We start from the raw sequence: 17075 nt of genomic DNA, 5'->3' as shown, positions 1-17075 counted from the left end.
GCCGAACGGTACTGGATCGTTAAGGGCGTAACCTTGTACTGTATGCATGTACAGATTTGAGGTTCGCGCAATGATCAACCCTCTCCCCCCGCGCGGTCGCGGCACCGCGACCAATCCGCACAACCGCTTTGCGCCGAACCGTTCGGTGGCCGAGGATGACGGCTGGTATCAGGAAGTGCCCGAAACGCAGAACACCGAGGTGATGATCGAAACCGCGAAAACCATCATCACCCGCAACACCTCGCCGGACCTGCCCTTCGACCGCTCGATCAACCCCTACCGAGGCTGCGAGCATGGCTGCATCTATTGCTACGCGCGGCCCAGCCATGCCTATTGGGACATGTCGCCCGGGCTGGATTTCGAAACCAGGCTGATTGCCAAGACCAACGCCGCCCAAGTGCTGGAAGAACAGCTCGGGAAAAAAGGCTATCAATGCGCGCCGATCAACCTGGGCTCCAATACCGATCCGTATCAGCCGATCGAGCGCGAACACAAAATCACCCGCCAGACCCTCGAAGTGCTGCTGCGCTATCGGCATCCGGTGACCATCATCACCAAGGGTTCGCTGATCTTGCGCGACCTCGACCTGCTCACTGAACTGGCGCAGCAAAGGCTGGTGGCGGTGATGATCAGCCTGACCACACTGGACGACGAACTCAAACGCATCCTCGAACCCCGCGCCGCAGCGCCCAAGGCCCGGCTGCGGGCGATCCGGGTAATGCGCGACGCGGGGATTCCAGTGGGTGTGCTGTGTTCGCCAATGATTCCGATGATCAATGACAGTGAGATCGAAAACCTGCTGACTGAGGCGCATGCGGCCGGCGCGCAGAGCGCTGCGTACATGATGCTGCGGCTGCCGCTGGAAGTGGCGCCGCTGTTCGAGGAGTGGTTGCAGGCGCACTACCCGCAGCGGGCGGCCCATGTGCTGAGCCTGATCCGCCAGAGCCGTGGCGGTGAGCTCTACGACAGCCGTTTTGGCGCACGCATGCGCGGCGAAGGGGTGTTCGCCGATCTGCTGGCGCAGCGCTTTGCCAAAGCCATCAAGCGTTTAGGCATGAATCATCGCGAGGGCTACAACCTCGATTGCACAGCGTTCTGTCCGCCGGGTCGCCAGATGTCGTTGATTTAGCAAATCCGTCGAGGTCGCAAACTCGCGTCTATCGAAGTCAGTAAGAAACGGGAACCCTTCGCAGAGCCTTTACGCGGGAACAAAGCCTGTATGAAGTCATACAGGCTTTGTTTTTATTCAAGGATTGATAATGGCGCTATAAGCCTTGGCCAGGGCGATTAACTTTGCCTGATCATGACGGTCGATATCACCATCGCCGTCTACATCTTTAAGCCCGCCAATTTTAAACGTTTTGCCTTTATCGGACGATATTGCACCCACGACCTTTGAATCAACAAGCATCTCGGATACCAGTCCGGTCGCTGGATCAGTCACTGCTTTCTTAGTTGAAAAGCGCATTTCCACTAGAATTTCGCTTCGAGGGACAGTTATTTCGACCCTCTCTAAAAAAACCCCTCGAACACTGTCTGGACGTGCAATTGATGTCATAAAAAATCCCTTTCAAGTTTGTTTGCCTAATGACTTCCATGGCTCTTCGGATAATACGCACCGCTGTCAAAGTGGCAATCCACTATATGTTGCATCAAGTATCGTAGTTTTAATCGGCAACTGTTCGCGCGTCCCAATCCCTGAGTACCCCTGACGCAGCAGCCAAGGTGAGGTGCCGGCGGCGAGCTCGCTGGCCCGAGGGCTTCGGGTAAATCACACCGCCTTCTGTCCGTCGGGTCGCCAGATGTCGTTGATTTAGCGACAATTAGCCGATGGTTGATGGGTTGGAATCCTTCCGCCGGAACAGGCCAGTCACGTTTTTCGTGACCTGGAACACACGTTCTAGAGCGCTTGATTCAGTTTGAGTTAAGTTTCGGCGGCTACCTTGTTCATCGAGTGACTGACGGGTCGGGATGACCCGGATGTTTTAAACAGCCACTGGCTTCATACCGGAATACACGGGAACGACTCCCCGAATCCGCCAAAGAGGATGAATCATGAGTGACAAGGATAAACAGCCTTTGGCTGCGTCGGCGCAAGCCGTCCCTGGGGCGGAATCCGCCGATGCAGCGCTGCGAACGATCGTTGACGGCTTTTTGCATTTTCATCATGAGGTCTTCCCGCAGCAGGAAGAACTCTTCAAGAAACTCGCCACGGCGCAATCGCCCCGGGCAATGTTCATCACCTGCGCCGACTCGCGCATCGTCCCTGAACTGATCACCCAGAGCTCCCCGGGCGATCTGTTCGTGACCCGTAACGTCGGCAACGTCGTGCCGCCTTACGGCCAGATGAACGGCGGCGTTTCCACCGCAATCGAGTACGCGGTGCTGGCGCTGGGCGTGCAGCACATCATCATCTGCGGCCATTCCGATTGCGGCGCCATGCGTGCGGTGCTCAACCCGGACAGCCTGGAAAAAATGCCGACGGTCAAAGCCTGGCTGCGCCACGCCGAAGTCGCGAAAACCATGGTGCACGACAACTGTCACTGCGCCGACGAAAAAGAGAGCATGCCGATCCTCACCGAGGAAAACGTCATCGCCCAACTGCAGCACTTGCGTACCCATCCTTCGGTAGCCTCGCGCATGGCGAACGGTCATCTGTTCATTCATGGCTGGGTCTACAACATCGAAACCAGCGAAATCAAGGCTTACGACGCGGATCAGGGACGTTTCCTGCCGCTCGATGGCAGCCACCCGATTCCGGTGGCGACGCCCAAAGCGCGCTTCTAAATCTTCCTAAAAATCTGTGTGGTTTGACGCCGGCCGCTGTTTCAGCGGCCTGGCCTCGCCACGCCTGAAGAAAGCTTCGGGAGAATCACCATGCGTGCTGCTCAATTGAAAGCGGTTCTGCCACGGGAGCTGTTGGCTTCGGTGGTTGTGTTCCTGGTCGCCCTGCCGTTGTGCATGGGTATCGCAATTGCTTCCGGGTTGCCGCCGGCCAAAGGCCTGATCACCGGGATCATCGGCGGTCTGGTGGTGGGTTGGCTGGCGGGTTCGCCGTTGCAGGTCAGCGGGCCGGCGGCGGGTCTGGCGGTGCTGGTGTTCGAACTGGTGCGTCAGCACGGTATCGAGATGCTCGGGCCGATTCTGCTGCTCGCAGGTTTCCTGCAACTGGTGGCCGGTCGCCTGAAGCTCGGTTGCTGGTTCCGGGTCACGGCGCCAGCGGTGGTGTACGGCATGCTCGCCGGGATCGGGGTGTTGATCGTGCTCTCGCAGGTGCATGTGATGCTCGACGCCAAGCCGCAACCTTCCGGTCTGGATAACCTGACGGCCTTCCCCGGCGCGGTGGCGCAAGCCTTGCCGTCGTTTGGCTGGCAGGCCGGGTTACTCGGGCTGGCGACCATTGCGGTGATGTGGCTGTGGGAGAAATTCCGTCCGCACTCGCTGCGGTTTATTCCCGGCGCGTTGCTCGGCGTAGGTCTGGCCACGGGCGCCAGCCTGCTGCTGGCGTTGCCGGTGAAACGGGTCGAGGTGCCGGAGAATCTGGCCGAAGCCATCGACTGGCTGAAACCGGCGGACCTGCTCAGCCTGGCCGACCCGACGCTACTGATCGCGGCATTTGCCGTGGCGTTTATCGCCAGCGCCGAAACCCTGCTGTCTGCGGCGGCAGTAGACCGCATGCACAGTGGCGTACGTTCTGACTTTGACCGTGAGCTGTCAGCGCAAGGTGTCGGCAACATGCTCTGCGGGCTGGTCGGTGCGCTGCCGATGACCGGGGTGATTGTGCGCAGTTCGGCCAACGTCCAGGCCGGCGCGACCACCCGTTATTCGACGATCTTTCATGGTCTGTGGCTGCTGGGGTTCGTGTTGTTGCTGTCGAGCGTGCTGCAAAGCATTCCGGTGGCGAGTCTGGCCGGGGTGCTGGTCTACACCGGTTTCAAACTGGTCGACCTCAAGGCCTTTCGCGGTCTGGGCCGTTACGGGCGGATGCCGATGTTCACCTACGCCGCCACGGCGCTGGCGATCATCTTCACCGACCTGTTGACCGGGGTACTGATCGGTTTCGGTCTGACCCTGCTGAAACTGGCGTTCAAGGCGTCGCGCCTGAAGATCAGCCTGATCGACCTGCCGCAGGATGGCGAGATGGAGTTGCGCCTGGTGGGCGCGGCGACCTTTCTCAAGGTGCCAGCCTTGACCCAGGTGCTGGGCAGCATTCCCGAAGGTACGACGGTGCATGTACCGCTCAATAACCTGAGCTACATCGACCATTCGTGTCTGGAGTTGCTGGAAGAGTGGGGCCGGGCGAATGCTGCGAAGGGGTCGAAGCTGTTGATCGAGTCGCGCGGGTTGAAGCGACGGCTTGAGGGGCGGGTTCGGACCAATACCGGTGTCGGCGCCGCCGGCTGAATCTCCAGGTTGAACTCAAACCCTGCAGGAGTAAGCCTGCTCGCGATGGCGATCGTTTCAATCAACATCTCTGTTGACTGACCCATCGCCATCGCGAGCAGGCTCACTCCGACATTGGATTGTGCGTGGCTTACGCGGCTGGCTGATCCAGTTCCAGGCCCACGCCCAGGCGGCGGCCCATGCATGGCCAGCGCTTCCACGCAGCACCGGTATCCGGGCTGCTCAGCTTGTCGCGGTAAGCTTCGACCGATTCCAGCGCAAAGCTCTCGTCGTCGAGCATTTCGTCGATGGTGTGATGCACCACTTCGTCCAGTTGATTGGCAAATTCCTCACCGAGCAATTGGTGAGCAATCAGATTGGCGACCGTCATGTCCAGGGGGATCAGTGGCTGGCCGAGGTGCTTGATGTACAGGTCGTTGACCTCTTCGACAAAGCGGTGTGCCAGATAGGCTTCGTCCAGCAGACTGTCCAGTCCCACCGGCGGCTGGATAAAGTACTGCTCGGCGATTCTCAGCACCGGTTTGATCTGTGACTCGATTCCCGCTTCCCTGGCGACTTCATTGGCTGCATCCAGCATGTCTGGTACTTCGTCGATATAGGCGGTGACGAAGCTCGTCAACGCTTCTTCACGGTTAGCGTCCGGCAACTGGATGGCCGAATGCAGATGAGGCAACTTGGCTTCCAGCTGACGCTTGAGCCGTCCGGTTTGGTTTTCGGTTTGTCGGGCTTTTTGGATCTGCTCGCGCAATGCGGCGGTGTTCATGAAAACTCCAGGGTACAAGGCAATGAAATAGGGAAGACATAAGTTAGCTGGCTTACGAAAAATGCTAAGACGCATTTGTCATAATTATTTCATCCTTGATGCACCGGCGTTATATCGGTTCGCCACCACTCGTCTGCATCCTTCTCCATTCGTGCCCTCGAACGCAAGTACCCGCTGTTTCAGTTCATTTACGTCGGCACATTGCAAATTCCGCTCGCTGTCTATACTCGCCAGTGAATGGAGTTAGCTGATGACGCCCGACTGCACCCGCAGCAAGGCCCGGCGATTCAAGTTCGTAGTCTGATGCAGCCGCTCCCTTGCCGCAGGCGTTACGCCTCCGGGATAACAAGAACGATAAGGGGAACCCGCAATGATGCGACATCCACACGTCTGGATGGGCCTCCTGTTGTGGTCGATTTTCAGCCCGGCCCACGCGGCCTGGACTGTGAATATGGCGCCTGGAGCGACTGAGATCAGTCACGCAGTATTCGATCTGCACATGACCATTTTCTGGATCTGTGTGGTGATCGGAGTCATCGTCTTCGGCGCCATGTTCTGGTCGATGATGGTGCACCGCCGTTCAACCGGGCAGGTCGCCGCAAAATTCCACGAAAGCACCACCGTCGAAATTCTCTGGACCGTCGTGCCGCTGCTGATCCTGGTGGCAATGGCCGTTCCGGCAACCGCCACCCTGATCAAGATGTACGACACCAGTGAGCCGGATATTGATATCCAGATCACCGGTTATCAGTGGAAGTGGCACTACAAATACCTGGGCCAGGACGTCGAATTCTTCAGCAACCTGGCCACGCCCGCCGAGCAGATCCACAACAAGGAAGCCAAGGGCGAGCACTACTTGCTTGAGGTCGACAAGCCATTGGTGCTGCCGACCGGGGCCAAGGTGCGCTTCCTCGTGACCTCCGCCGACGTGATCCACTCCTGGTGGGTGCCGGCATTCGCGGTCAAGCGCGATGCGATCCCGGGGTTTGTCAACGAAGCCTGGACCCGGATCGACAAGCCCGGGCTCTACCGTGGCCAGTGCGCCGAACTGTGCGGCAAGGATCACGGCTTCATGCCGATCGTGGTCGAGGTCAAAGAGAAGGCCGACTACGAGAAGTGGCTCGCCGAGCGCAAAGCCGAGGCCGCGCAGCTCAAGGAGCTGACCAGCAAGGAATGGACCCTCGACGAACTTAAAGAGCGCGGCGACAAGGTCTATCACACCACCTGCGTGGCCTGTCACCAGGCCGAGGGCCAGGGCCTGCCGCCGATGTTCCCGGCGCTCAAGGGCTCGAAAATCGCCACCGGCCCGATCAAGGATCACCTGAGCATTGTCTTCCACGGCAAGCCCGGCACCGCCATGGCGGCGTTCGGCAAGCAGCTGTCGGAAGTCGATATCGCAGCGGTCGTGACCTACGAACGTAACGCCTGGGGCAACAACAAGGGCGACATGGTCACGCCAAAAGAAGTGCTGGAGCTGAAACAGGCGGAAAGCAAATGAACCGGTCTATCGCGTACGTCGTGAACCGGCCGGGGCAGCGCGCCCCGGCCCGCCCCACCCACTCACGTAAAGGAGACCGGCCATGAGCGCTGTCATTGATGACCACGGTCATGCCGACCACGCCCACGGCCCCGCCAAAGGCCTGATGCGCTGGGTGCTGACCACCAACCACAAGGACATCGGCACGCTGTACCTGTGGTTTGCGTTCCTGATGTTCCTGCTTGGCGGCTCGTTCGCCATGGTGATCCGCGCCGAACTGTTCCAGCCCGGTTTGCAGATCGTCGAGCCGGCATTCTTCAACCAGATGACCACCATGCACGGCCTGGTGATGGTCTTCGGTGCGGTGATGCCGGCGTTCGTCGGCCTCGCCAACTGGATGATCCCGTTGATGATCGGCGCGCCGGACATGGCCCTGCCACGGATGAACAACTTCAGCTTCTGGCTGTTGCCGGCGGCGTTTCTGCTGCTGGTCTCGACCCTGTTCAGCCCCGGTGGCGGGCCGAACTTCGGCTGGACGTTCTACGCGCCACTGTCCACCACCTACGCGCCGGAAAGCGTGACGTTCTTCATCTTTGCCATCCACCTGATGGGGATCAGTTCGATCATGGGCGCGATCAACGTGATCGCCACCATCCTCAACCTGCGTGCCCCCGGCATGACCCTGATGAAAATGCCGCTGTTCGTCTGGACCTGGCTGATCACCGCGTTCCTGCTGATCGCGGTGATGCCGGTGCTGGCCGGGTGCGTGACGATGATGCTGATGGACATCCACTTCGGCACCAGTTTCTTCAGTGCCGCCGGTGGCGGTGACCCGGTGCTGTTCCAGCATGTGTTCTGGTTCTTCGGCCACCCCGAGGTGTACATCATGATCCTGCCGGCCTTCGGCGCCGTCAGCCAGATCATCCCGACCTTCTCGCGCAAGCCGCTGTTCGGCTACACCTCAATGGTCTATGCGACGGCGAGCATCGCGTTCCTGTCGTTCATCGTCTGGGCGCACCACATGTTCGTGGTCGGCATCCCGCTGGTGGGCGAGCTGTTCTTCATGTACGCAACCATGCTCATCGCCGTGCCGACCGGGGTGAAGGTGTTCAACTGGGCCAGCACCATGTGGCAGGGCTCGCTGACTTTCGAGACACCGATGCTGTTTGCCGTAGCGTTCGTGATCCTGTTCTCGATCGGCGGCTTTTCCGGGTTGATGCTGGCCATCGCCCCGGCGGACTTCCAGTACCAGGACACCTACTTCGTGGTCGCGCACTTCCACTACGTGCTGGTGCCCGGGGCGATCTTCGGGATCTTCGCCTCGGCCTATTACTGGCTGCCAAAGTGGACCGGGCACATGTACGACGAAACCCTTGGCAAGCTGCACTTCTGGCTGTCGTTCGTCGGCATGAACCTGACCTTCTTCCCGATGCACTTTGTGGGTCTGGCGGGGATGCCCCGGCGGATCCCGGACTACAACCTGCAGTTCGCCGACTTCAACATGGTCTCGTCGATCGGCGCGTTCATGTTCGGCGCCACGCAGATCTTCTTCCTGTTCATCGTGATCAAGACCATTCGCGGTGGCGTGCCAGCCCCGGCCAAACCGTGGGATGGTGCCGAAGGGCTGGAGTGGAGCGTGCCGTCGCCGGCGCCGTATCACACCTTCACCACGCCGCCGGAAGTGAAATGACTGTGGGAGCGAGCTTGCTCGCGAAGAACGATAACTCGGTTTCACTGAGAAACCGCAGCGCCTGCTTCGCGAGCAAGCTCGCTCCCACAGAGATTCAGGTGGAGGCTGAAAATCATGGCTGACTCGATCTCGCTGAAAAAACTCGTCACCCGGCTGCTAGGGGTCGTGGTGGCAATGTTTGTCTTCGGCTTTGCCCTGGTGCCGATCTACGACGTGATGTGCAAGGCCTTCGGCATCAATGGCAAGACCGCCGGGCAGTACGAAGGCGAGCAGGTCGTCGATACCTCACGCCAGGTGCGCGTGCAGTTCCTGTCGACCAACACCGCCGATATGCCATGGGACTTCTACCCCAAGCATGACGAACTCACCGCGAACCCAGGCGCGGTCAACGAGATGATTTTCATCGCGCGCAATCCCACCGACAAACCGATGAGTGCGCAAGCCGTGCCGAGCATTGCGCCCAGCGAGGCGGCGGCATATTTCCACAAGACCGAATGTTTTTGCTTTACCCAGCAGGTGCTGCAGCCCGGTCAGCAGATCGAGATGCCGGTGCGTTTCATCGTTGACCGCGACATGCCCAAGGACGTGAAGCACCTGACGCTGTCCTACACGCTGTTCGATATCACCGCCCGACATCCTCCGGTGGCTGTAAACACTGGCGGTTAAGCGTGCCCGATAAGGAGAACAATAAATGGCAACTCATGAGCACTATTACGTCCCGGCCCAGAGCAAGTGGCCGATCATCGCCACCTTCGGCATGGTCATCACCGTGTACGGCCTGGCGACCTGGTTCAACGATCTGAAGGCGGCACGCCCGGAATCCCACGGGCCGTACATCTTTTTCGTCGGCGGGCTGTTGCTGGCGTACATGCTGTTCGGCTGGTTCGGCGCGGTGATCAAAGAAAGTCGCGCCGGGCTGTACAGCTCGCAACTCGATCGCTCGTTCCGCTGGGGCATGAGCTGGTTCATCTTCTCCGAGGTGATGTTCTTCATCGCCTTCTTCGGCGCGCTGTTCTACGTGCGGCACATCTCCGGCCCGGCACTGGGGGGCGAAGGCCCGAAAGGCATCGCGCACATGCTCTGGCCGAACTTCCAGTTCACCTGGCCGCTGTTGCATACGCCGGACCCGAAACTGTTCCCGCCGCCCAAGGAAGTCATCAGCCCGTGGGGCCTGCCGCTGATCAACACAATTCTGCTGGTCAGCTCCAGCGTCACCATCACCATCGCCCACCATGCCTTGAAAAAGGGCCATCGCGGCGCGCTGAAAATCTGGTTGGCGATCACCGTGTTGCTGGGCTGCGCGTTCCTCGGCTTCCAGGCTGAGGAATACATGCACGCCTACCACGAACTGGGCCTGACCCTCGGCTCGGGCATTTATGGCGCCACGTTCTTCATGCTCACCGGGTTCCACGGTGCGCACGTGACCATCGGCACGATCATCCTTTTCGTGATGCTGATGCGCATCATGAAGGGCCATTTCGACAACGAGCACCAGTTCGGTTTCGAAGCGGCGAGCTGGTACTGGCACTTCGTCGACGTGGTGTGGATCGGCTTGTTCATCTTCGTTTATGTGCTTTAACAACAGCCGCAAGCGGCAAGCTGCAAGCCTCAAGCTCAAAGCGGTAAAGCTTCTAACTTGTAGCTTGTAGCTGACCGCTTGCAGCTACCACGTAACGTGGGACACCAGTTGGCCGCTGTAAAAGCCCCAGGCGATCAAGCCGACGGTGATGGCGGCCAATGCCACCCGAACACTCAAGGCGATGACCAGGCGATTCGAGCTGCTGTCGTCCTTGACCAGGAAAAACAGGCCGCTGAACAGGCTGATCACCGTGGCAATCAGCAGCACGACAATGGCTGCTTTGAGCATGGGAAGACTCCGGGGGACAGGCGATGCAGTTGAGTATAGCGATCGCGACGACTGACTTTGTGGCGCGGCCATGAAGCGCTTTCACCCGGGCGTGATACCGACCGTGGTGGTAGCGCTGTTGCTGCCGCTGCTGGTGTCGCTGGGCTTCTGGCAACTGGGCCGGGGTGCGGAGAAAACCGCCCTGCTCGCCAGTTACGCCGAACGCCGCGCCGCCGCGCCGATGGCCAGCAGCGAATTACTGCACAGCACCGACCCGGCCTATCGCCGGGTGCATCTTTACGGCCAGTTCGATGGTGGCCACAGCCTGCTACTCGACAACCGTCAGCGCAACGGCAAGGTCGGCATCGAGCTGCTGCAACCGTTTCAGGACCGCGCCACGGGTCTTTGGCTACTGGTCAATCGTGGCTGGCTGCCGTGGCCCGATCGCCGCGTACCTCCGCAATTCACCACCCCGTCCGACGCACTGAGTCTCGATGCCTGGGTCTACGTCGCCCCCGGCGCGACCTTCCAGTTGCACGCCGACCCGGCCAGCAGCACCTGGCCGCAAACCATCACCGCCGTCGAGCCGGCCAGGCTGTGGAAAACCCTCGACCGCGACGGTTTCGCCTACGAACTGCGCGCCGAACCCGGCCCTGCCAGCTATGAGGCCGACTGGCCGGTGGTCGCCATGGGCCCGGAAAAACACCTCGGTTACGCCGTGCAATGGTTTGCCATGGCCACCGCCCTGCTCGGTCTCTACATCTACCTTGGATTGCACAACGCAAAGGAGAAACACCATGGGAACGGCCATGAATCCACCCAGCATGTCTGAGGCAAAAACCCCGGCCAGCCGTCGTCGTGGACGGGTCCAGCTGCTGCTGATTCTGCTCGGCGTGGTCGGCCCGATGATCCTCGCCACCGGCATGTACAAATTGCAGTTCTGGGTGCCGGAAGGGCGCAGCTACCACGGCGAACTGATCGGCAACGGCCAGTCCCGCGCCGACCTCGGTGTGCAGGCCGATGAACAGCGCTGGCAGATGCTGGTGACCGCACCCAGGGACTGCGCGGTCGATTGCCAGCAACTGGTGTACCTCGCCCGGCAGATCCAGATCGGCCTCGGCCGCGATGCCGGACGCGCCAGCCACGCCCTGGCCGCCGCGCAACCGCTGGGCGCCGACTATGAAGCCAAGCTGAGCCGCGAATACCCACAGTTGCAACGCTACCCGCTGGACGCCGCCACCTTCAGCAAGACCACCGGCGACAAGGCCACGCCGCAGCTGTGGATCATCGACCCGCACGGCAACCTCGTGCTGCGCTACGACCCGAGTGTGAAGGGCAAGGACTTGCTCAACGACCTGCGCCACCTGCTGAAACTGTCGAACATCGGATAAGGGCATCGTCATGGCCAAACCTGGATTTCGCCTCGCGCTGTTTGCCACCCTGCTGGCACTGATCGTCGTGCTGCTCGGCGCCTACACCCGCCTGACCCACGCCGGCCTCGGCTGTCCGGACTGGCCGGGCTGTTACGGTTTTATCAGCGTGCCGAAAAGCGAAGCCCAACTGGCCCATGCCGAACTGCATTACCCCGACTCGCCGGTGGTGGCGCACAAGGGCTGGAACGAGATGATCCACCGCTACTTCGCCGGAACCCTCGGCCTGCTGATTTCGATTCTGGCCGGACGCGCCTGGGTCAATCGCCGGCATCCGGGACAGCCGCTGAAGCTGCCGTTGTTTCTGCTGGCGGTGGTGTTCGCCCAGGCAGCGTTCGGCATGTGGACGGTGACGCTCAAACTCTGGCCGCAAGTGGTCACCGGGCATTTGCTCGGCGGCTTCGCGACATTGAGCCTTTTGTTCCTGCTGACCTTGAGACTCTCCGGCGTGCTGCCGGCGCTGACCGTGCCCAGGCGTTTGCAGTATTGGGCGACAGCGGGACTGTTGCTGGCGATCGGCCAGATCGCGCTGGGCGGCTGGGTCAGTTCCAACTACGCGGCGGTGGCCTGCATCGACTTTCCGACCTGCCACGGTCAATGGCTGCCGCCGGCGGACTTTGCCAACGGCTTTCACCTGACCCAGCACATCGGCCCGAATTACCTCGGCGGCCAGCTCGACAGCGATGCGCGTACGGCAATCCACCTGACCCACCGCATCGGCGCGTTGCTGGTGACGCTGGTGCTGCTCGGGCTGGCCTGGCAACTCAGAGCCGTCGGCATGACCCGGCTCGCCGGGCTGGTGCTGGTCGCCCTCGGCGCACAAATCACCCTCGGCATCAGCAACGTGCTGTTCCATCTGCCGCTGCCGGTGGCGGTCGCGCATAACGCCGGCGGTGCGGCGCTGCTGCTGACGATGGTGCTGGTCAATTACCACGCACGGACCAGTCTGGTTCGGGTCAAACAGCCGGTGCTCGCACGCTGGCGCCTCAGCCCGCGTAAACACGTGGCGGCGCCCATCACCATTAAAGGAGAAACGCCATGGCGCTTCTGATCGGCGAACGTCCCGCGCAAGCGCTGTGGCGTGACTATCTGGAGCTGACCAAACCGAAAGTGGTGGTGCTGATGCTCATCACCTCTCTGGTCGGCATGTTCCTCGCGACCCGTGCCGGGGTGCCGTGGACCGTGCTGGTGTTCGGTAACCTCGGGATCGCCCTGTGTGCCGGCGGTGCGGCGGCGGTCAACCATGTGGTGGACCGGCGCATCGACGCGGTGATGGCGCGCACCCACAAGCGGCCATTGGCTGAAGGCCGGGTATCGCCGGCTGCGGCACTGACCTTTGCCTTGGTCCTGGCGCTGCTCGGCCAGGCCTTGTTGCTGACCTTCACCAACCCGCTGACTGCCTGGCTGACCCTCGCCTCTCTGCTCGGCTACGCGGTGATCTACACCGGTTTCCTCAAGCGCGCGACGCCGCAGAACATCGTCATCGGCGGCCTCGCCGGCGCCGCCCCGCCACTGCTTGGCTGGACCGCCGCCACCGGTCATGTCAGCGCCGAACCGTTGCTGCTGGTGCTGATCATCTTCGCCTGGACCCCGCCGCACTTCTGGGCGCTGGCAATCCATCGTAAAGAGGAATACGCCAAGGCCGACATCCCGATGCTGCCGGTGACCCACGGCGAGCATTACACCAAAGTGCACATTCTGCTCTACACCTTTGCGCTGCTGGCGGTGAGTCTGCTGCCGTACGTGATCCACATGAGCGGCGTGCTGTATCTGCTGTGCGCCCTCGCGCTGGGCGCAAGGTTTCTGCAATGGGCCGTGGTGCTGTACCGTGGCACTCGGCCGCACGCGGCGATCAACACCTTCAAGTACTCTATTTATTACTTGTTCCTGTTGTTCATCGCCCTGCTCGTAGACCACTACTTACTGTTGAACTTATGACTCGAACCCAGAAAACCGTCTTCATCCTCGTCGCCGTGATCGCGCTGATCCTGGGACTTACCGTCAACAAAGTGCTGAGTGGCAAGGGCCAGGGCGACCCCACTGCGCTGATCGACGCCGGCATCATCCTGCTGCCGCAGAGCCGCACCCTGCCGGGCGTGACCATGACCAATCAGGATGGCCAACCGGTCGCCATCGACGAGTTGAAAGGCAAGTGGAGCCTGCTGTTCTTCGGCTACACCTTCTGCCCGGACATCTGCCCGACCACCCTCGCCCAATTGCGCCAGATCAAGAGCGAGTTGCCCAAAGACGCTGTGGACAAGTTGCAGATCGTACTGGTCAGCGTTGACCCGAACCGCGATAACCCGCAGCAGTTGAAGCAGTACCTGGGCTACTTCGATCCGCAGTTCATCGGCCTGACGCCGAAGTCGATCGAAGAGCTGCAGAAGGTCGCCAATGCGGTGAGCATTCCGTTTATTCCGGCCGATACCAGCAAGCCCAACTACACCGTGGATCACAGCGGCAACCTGGCGGTGATCGGGCCGGACGGGACGCAGCGCGGGTTTATTCGGGCGCCGTTGAACAACGCCAAACTGGTCGCGCAGTTGCCGGTGATGCTCAACCGCAAATAAACGCCGAAGAGCGAAAAGCCCCTCACCCTAACCCTCTCCCGGAGGGAGAGGGTTAGGGTGAGGTGTTTGTTCGAGTTGCGCCGACCTGCAATTGTGAGTCGAACTCAGGCTCGAAGAGCTTGAAGATCGGCCCCCTCTCCCTCTGGGCGGTCCGACGTTTCGGGAGGGCTGGGGTGAGGGGAAGCTTCACAGCAGGTCCAAAGCCAGACACAAAAAAGGGGACGCTCATAGCGTCCCCTTTTTCGTGCAGCAATCTAGATCAGAACGCCGGCAATACCGCGCCTTTGTACTTCTCGGTAATGAACTTCTTCACTTCCGGGCTATGCAGGGCAGCCGCCAGTTTCTGCATCGCGTCGCTGTCCTTGTTGTCCGCACGGGACACCAGGATGTTCACGTAAGGCGAGTCGTTGCCTTCGATCACCAGCGCATCCTTGGATGGATCGAGCTTGGCTTCCAGCGCGTAGTTGGTGTTGATCAGCGCCAGATCGACCTGGGTCAGCACGCGCGGGATGGTCGCGGCTTCCAGTTCACGGATCTTCAGGTCTTTCGGGTTCTCGGCGATGTCTTTGACAGTCGACAGAATGTTCTTCGAATCCTTCAGCTTGATCACGCCCGCCTTGTCCAGCAGCAACAGCGCACGGCCGCCGTTGGTGGCGTCGTTCGGGATTACCACATTGGCGCCGCTTGGCAGTTCATCAAGCTTCTTGTACTTGTTCGAGTACGCACCCAATGGCTCCAGGTGCACGCCGGTCACAGCAACCAGGCTGGTGCCCTTGGCCTTGTTGAACTCGTCGAGGTACGGCTGGTGCTGGAAGAAGTTAGCGTCCAGACGCTTTTCGGCGACCTGTACGTTGGGCTGAATGTAGTCGGTGAACACCTTGACCTTCAGATCCACGCCTTCCTTGGCCAGCGCCGGTTTCACGAACTCGAGGATTTCCGCGTGCGGCACCGGGGTGGCGGCAACGGTCAGGGTTTCTGCAGCGTGGGCCGAAAAAGCGGCTACGGCAGCGAAAGCAGCGATCAGTTTTTTCATTCAGCTAACTCCTTTTCAAAGCGCCCGTGTGGCGCCTGCCAGCGAATGGCCGGCTCATCTCTTGATTTACAAAAAACCGGTTATTTGCGCGAAAAATGCACGACCAGTCGATCACCGACCATTTGCAGCACTTGCACCAGAATCAGCAGCAACACGACGGTGACGATCATCACGTCAGTCTGGAAACGCTGGTAGCCGAAACGGATCGCCAGGTCACCCAGACCACCGGCGCCGACCACACCGGCCATCGCCGTGTAGGACACCAGTGTAATCGCCGTCACCGTAATCGCCGCGAAAATGCCCGGACGGGCCTCTGGCAGCAAGGCGTTCATGATGATCTGCCGGGTGGTCGCGCCCATCGACTGGGTGGCTTCGATGATGCCGCGATCGACTTCACGCAATGCGGTTTCCACCAGACGCGCGAAGAACGGGGTCGCCCCCACTACCAACGGCGGAATCGCCCCGGCCACGCCCAGCGAGGTGCCGGTGATCATCACGGTGAACGGGATCATCACGATCAACAGAATGATGAACGGCAGCGAACGCAGGATGTTCACCGCCAGCGACATGATCGCGTAGACCACCCGGTTTTCCAGCAACTGCCGCGGGCTGCAGAGAAACAGCAGCACACCCAGCGGCAGGCCGAGCAGAACGGTGAACAACAGCGAACCACCGAGCATCATCATGGTGTCGTTGGTGGCCAGGCCGATTTCCAGCCAGTCGATGTTCTGGAAGAACAGCTTGATGGCTTCTACTGCGGCGTCGTAGTTCTTGATTGCAGCGTCGTACATTTCCATTAACGCAGCACCTCCATGTGAACGTCAGCGGCGGCGAAACGGGCGAAGGCCGCTTCCATGTCGCCACCGGTGACGGCGAGGGTCAATTGCCCGTAAGGAATGTCTTTGATGCGGTCGATGCGACCGGCGAGGATGCTGTAGTCGACCCCGGTTTCTCGGGCGACGGTACCGAGCAACGGCGCGTAAGTCGCTTCGCCCTGGAAGGTCAGGCGCACGATGCGGCCCGGCACGTGAGCGAAGTCATCACGCTGCTCGTTTTCGTCGATCTGCTCGCTTTCCTGCACAAAACGCTTGGTGGTCGGGTGCTGCGGATGCAGGAACACATCGGCCACCGAGCCTTGCTCGACGATCACGCCAGCGTCCATTACCGCCACTTGGTCGCAGACGCGACGGATCACGTCCATCTCATGAGTGATCAGGACGATGGTCAGTTTCAGTTCGCGGTTGATCTCGGCCAGCAGTTGCAGGACCGACGCGGTGGTCTGCGGGTCAAGGGCGCTGGTGGCCTCGTCGCACAGCAGAATCTTCGGTTTGGTCGCCAGGGCGCGGGCGATGCCGACGCGCTGTTTCTGGCCGCCGGACAATTGCGCCGGGTACTTCTTGGCGTGATCGGACAGGCCGACCCGCGCCAGCAACTCGGCGACGCGCTGATTGATCTCGCTGGTCGACAGTTCGCCGGCCAGGGTCAGCGGCAGCGCGACGTTGTCGGCCACGGTCTTGGAGGCGAGCAGGTTGAAGTGCTGGAAGATCATCCCGACTTGCTGGCGGAAACGGCGCAGGCCGTTGGCGTCCAGCGCGGTGACTTCTTCGCCGTCGACGAAAATCTTGCCGCCGCTGGAGTCTTCCAGGCGATTGATCAGACGCAGCAGGGTACTTTTTCCCGCACCGGAATGGCCGATCAGGCCGAACACCTGACCGTTTTCAATCGCAAGACTGGTCGGGTGCAGGGCGGGAATGTCCTTACCGGAGACGCGGTAAGTTTTGTGGACGTTTTGAAACTCGATCACGTAGCGAACCTTGTGGGGCGCGTTAGAAAAGGATCAGCGGTTAGCCGGGCGCGCATTT

Annotated in this window: 18 protein-coding genes; 12 read left to right on the top strand and 6 right to left on the bottom strand. The window is 60.6% G+C overall.

The genetic code is table 11. The features are described from left to right. Nucleotides 1–70: 70 nt before the first annotated feature. A complete protein-coding gene (locus tag HV782_RS01440; RefSeq protein WP_186747002.1) occupies nt 71–1129 on the top strand; it encodes a PA0069 family radical SAM protein in 1059 nt (352 codons plus the stop codon). A 117-nt stretch (nt 1130–1246) separates the two neighbouring features. Here HV782_RS01440 and HV782_RS01435 read toward each other — a convergent pair whose 3' ends face one another. Further along, nucleotides 1247–1558, bottom strand: a complete 312-nt coding sequence (locus HV782_RS01435; RefSeq protein WP_128615048.1) for a hypothetical protein — start codon at nt 1556–1558, stop codon at nt 1247–1249. A gap of 497 nt (nt 1559–2055) precedes the next feature. On the opposite strand from HV782_RS01435, the gene HV782_RS01430 reads away from it, so the two are divergent. Both HV782_RS01430 and HV782_RS01425 read left to right on the top strand, forming a co-directional pair. Continuing rightward, on the top strand, nt 2056–2787 hold the full coding sequence (locus HV782_RS01430; protein WP_123470235.1) for a carbonic anhydrase: 732 nt from the start codon (nt 2056–2058) through the stop codon (nt 2785–2787). Nucleotides 2788–2877: 90 nt separating this feature from the next. Continuing rightward, nucleotides 2878–4404: a SulP family inorganic anion transporter gene (locus tag HV782_RS01425; protein WP_128615047.1), complete on the top strand. Its 1527-nt coding sequence runs from the start codon at nt 2878–2880 to the stop codon at nt 4402–4404. 130 nt (nt 4405–4534) lie between these two features. Here the strand turns inward: HV782_RS01425 and HV782_RS01420 are convergent, their stop codons facing one another. Next, nucleotides 4535–5167, bottom strand: coding sequence for a hypothetical protein (locus HV782_RS01420; protein ID WP_128615046.1), 633 nt, complete (start codon nt 5165–5167; stop codon nt 4535–4537). Nucleotides 5168–5537: 370 nt separating this feature from the next. Between HV782_RS01420 and coxB the strand changes: the two genes are divergently transcribed. The 4 genes from coxB to HV782_RS01400 all read left to right on the top strand — a co-directional run bounded on the left by coxB (nt 5538) and on the right by HV782_RS01400 (nt 9913). Next, on the top strand, nt 5538–6665 hold the full coding sequence (gene coxB / locus HV782_RS01415) for a cytochrome c oxidase subunit II (RefSeq protein WP_128615045.1): 1128 nt from the start codon (nt 5538–5540) through the stop codon (nt 6663–6665). 82 nt (nt 6666–6747) lie between these two features. Continuing rightward, complete coding sequence (gene ctaD / locus HV782_RS01410) at nt 6748–8334, top strand: cytochrome c oxidase subunit I (RefSeq protein ID WP_128615044.1); 1587 nt, start codon at nt 6748–6750, stop codon at nt 8332–8334. 114 nt (nt 8335–8448) lie between these two features. Continuing rightward, nucleotides 8449–9000: a cytochrome c oxidase assembly protein gene (locus HV782_RS01405; RefSeq protein ID WP_128615043.1), complete on the top strand. Its 552-nt coding sequence runs from the start codon at nt 8449–8451 to the stop codon at nt 8998–9000. A gap of 25 nt (nt 9001–9025) precedes the next feature. Beyond that, the gene (locus HV782_RS01400; RefSeq protein WP_128615042.1) at nt 9026–9913 is read left to right on the top strand and encodes a cytochrome c oxidase subunit 3; all 888 of its coding nucleotides are present in this window, start codon (nt 9026–9028) and stop codon (nt 9911–9913) included. An 84-nt stretch (nt 9914–9997) separates the two neighbouring features. On the opposite strand, the gene HV782_RS01395 is transcribed toward HV782_RS01400, so the two are convergent. Continuing rightward, nucleotides 9998–10201: a twin transmembrane helix small protein gene (locus HV782_RS01395; RefSeq protein ID WP_123470223.1), complete on the bottom strand. Its 204-nt coding sequence runs from the start codon at nt 10199–10201 to the stop codon at nt 9998–10000. 70 nt (nt 10202–10271) lie between these two features. On the opposite strand from HV782_RS01395, the gene HV782_RS01390 reads away from it, so the two are divergent. Genes HV782_RS01390 through HV782_RS01370 form a run of 5 tightly spaced genes read left to right on the top strand, consistent with a single transcriptional unit; the run spans nt 10272 to nt 14180 of the window. Further along, nucleotides 10272–11012 (top strand): SURF1 family protein, encoded by a 741-nt coding sequence (locus HV782_RS01390; protein WP_186747000.1) that lies wholly within the window; start codon nt 10272–10274, stop codon nt 11010–11012. Next, nucleotides 10978–11571: a PA_0111/PP_0108 family redox-active disulfide protein gene (locus HV782_RS01385; protein WP_128615040.1), complete on the top strand. Its 594-nt coding sequence runs from the start codon at nt 10978–10980 to the stop codon at nt 11569–11571. Before HV782_RS01390 ends, HV782_RS01385 begins: the two co-directional genes overlap by 35 nt. 10 nt (nt 11572–11581) lie before the next feature. Beyond that, nucleotides 11582–12661 carry a COX15/CtaA family protein gene (locus HV782_RS01380; protein WP_186746998.1) on the top strand — a complete coding sequence of 360 codons (1080 nt, stop codon included), beginning with the start codon at nt 11582–11584 and terminating at the stop codon, nt 12659–12661. Next, entirely contained in the window at nt 12649–13548 is a 900-nt protein-coding gene (cyoE, locus tag HV782_RS01375; RefSeq protein WP_123470215.1) for a heme o synthase, read from the top strand. Before HV782_RS01380 ends, cyoE begins: the two co-directional genes overlap by 13 nt. Continuing rightward, a complete protein-coding gene (locus HV782_RS01370; protein ID WP_102355457.1) occupies nt 13545–14180 on the top strand; it encodes an SCO family protein in 636 nt (211 codons plus the stop codon). Before cyoE ends, HV782_RS01370 begins: the two co-directional genes overlap by 4 nt. 259 nt (nt 14181–14439) lie before the next feature. On the opposite strand, the gene HV782_RS01365 is transcribed toward HV782_RS01370, so the two are convergent. The 3 genes from HV782_RS01365 to HV782_RS01355 form a co-directional block, all read right to left on the bottom strand. Beyond that, entirely contained in the window at nt 14440–15213 is a 774-nt protein-coding gene (locus HV782_RS01365; RefSeq protein ID WP_123470213.1) for a MetQ/NlpA family ABC transporter substrate-binding protein, read from the bottom strand. Nucleotides 15214–15293: 80 nt separating this feature from the next. After that, a complete protein-coding gene (locus HV782_RS01360) occupies nt 15294–16004 on the bottom strand; it encodes a methionine ABC transporter permease (RefSeq protein WP_177490549.1) in 711 nt (236 codons plus the stop codon). A gap of 5 nt (nt 16005–16009) precedes the next feature. Then, entirely contained in the window at nt 16010–17017 is a 1008-nt protein-coding gene (locus HV782_RS01355; RefSeq protein WP_186746995.1) for a methionine ABC transporter ATP-binding protein, read from the bottom strand. Between the last annotated feature and the right edge of the window lie 58 nt (nt 17018–17075).

The sequence above is a fragment of the Pseudomonas monsensis genome (assembly GCF_014268495.2).
GTDB lineage: Bacteria > Pseudomonadota > Gammaproteobacteria > Pseudomonadales > Pseudomonadaceae > Aquipseudomonas > Aquipseudomonas monsensis.
Note: the sequence above shows the minus strand (reverse complement) of the source record. Positions and strands in the feature narration are given on the sequence as shown.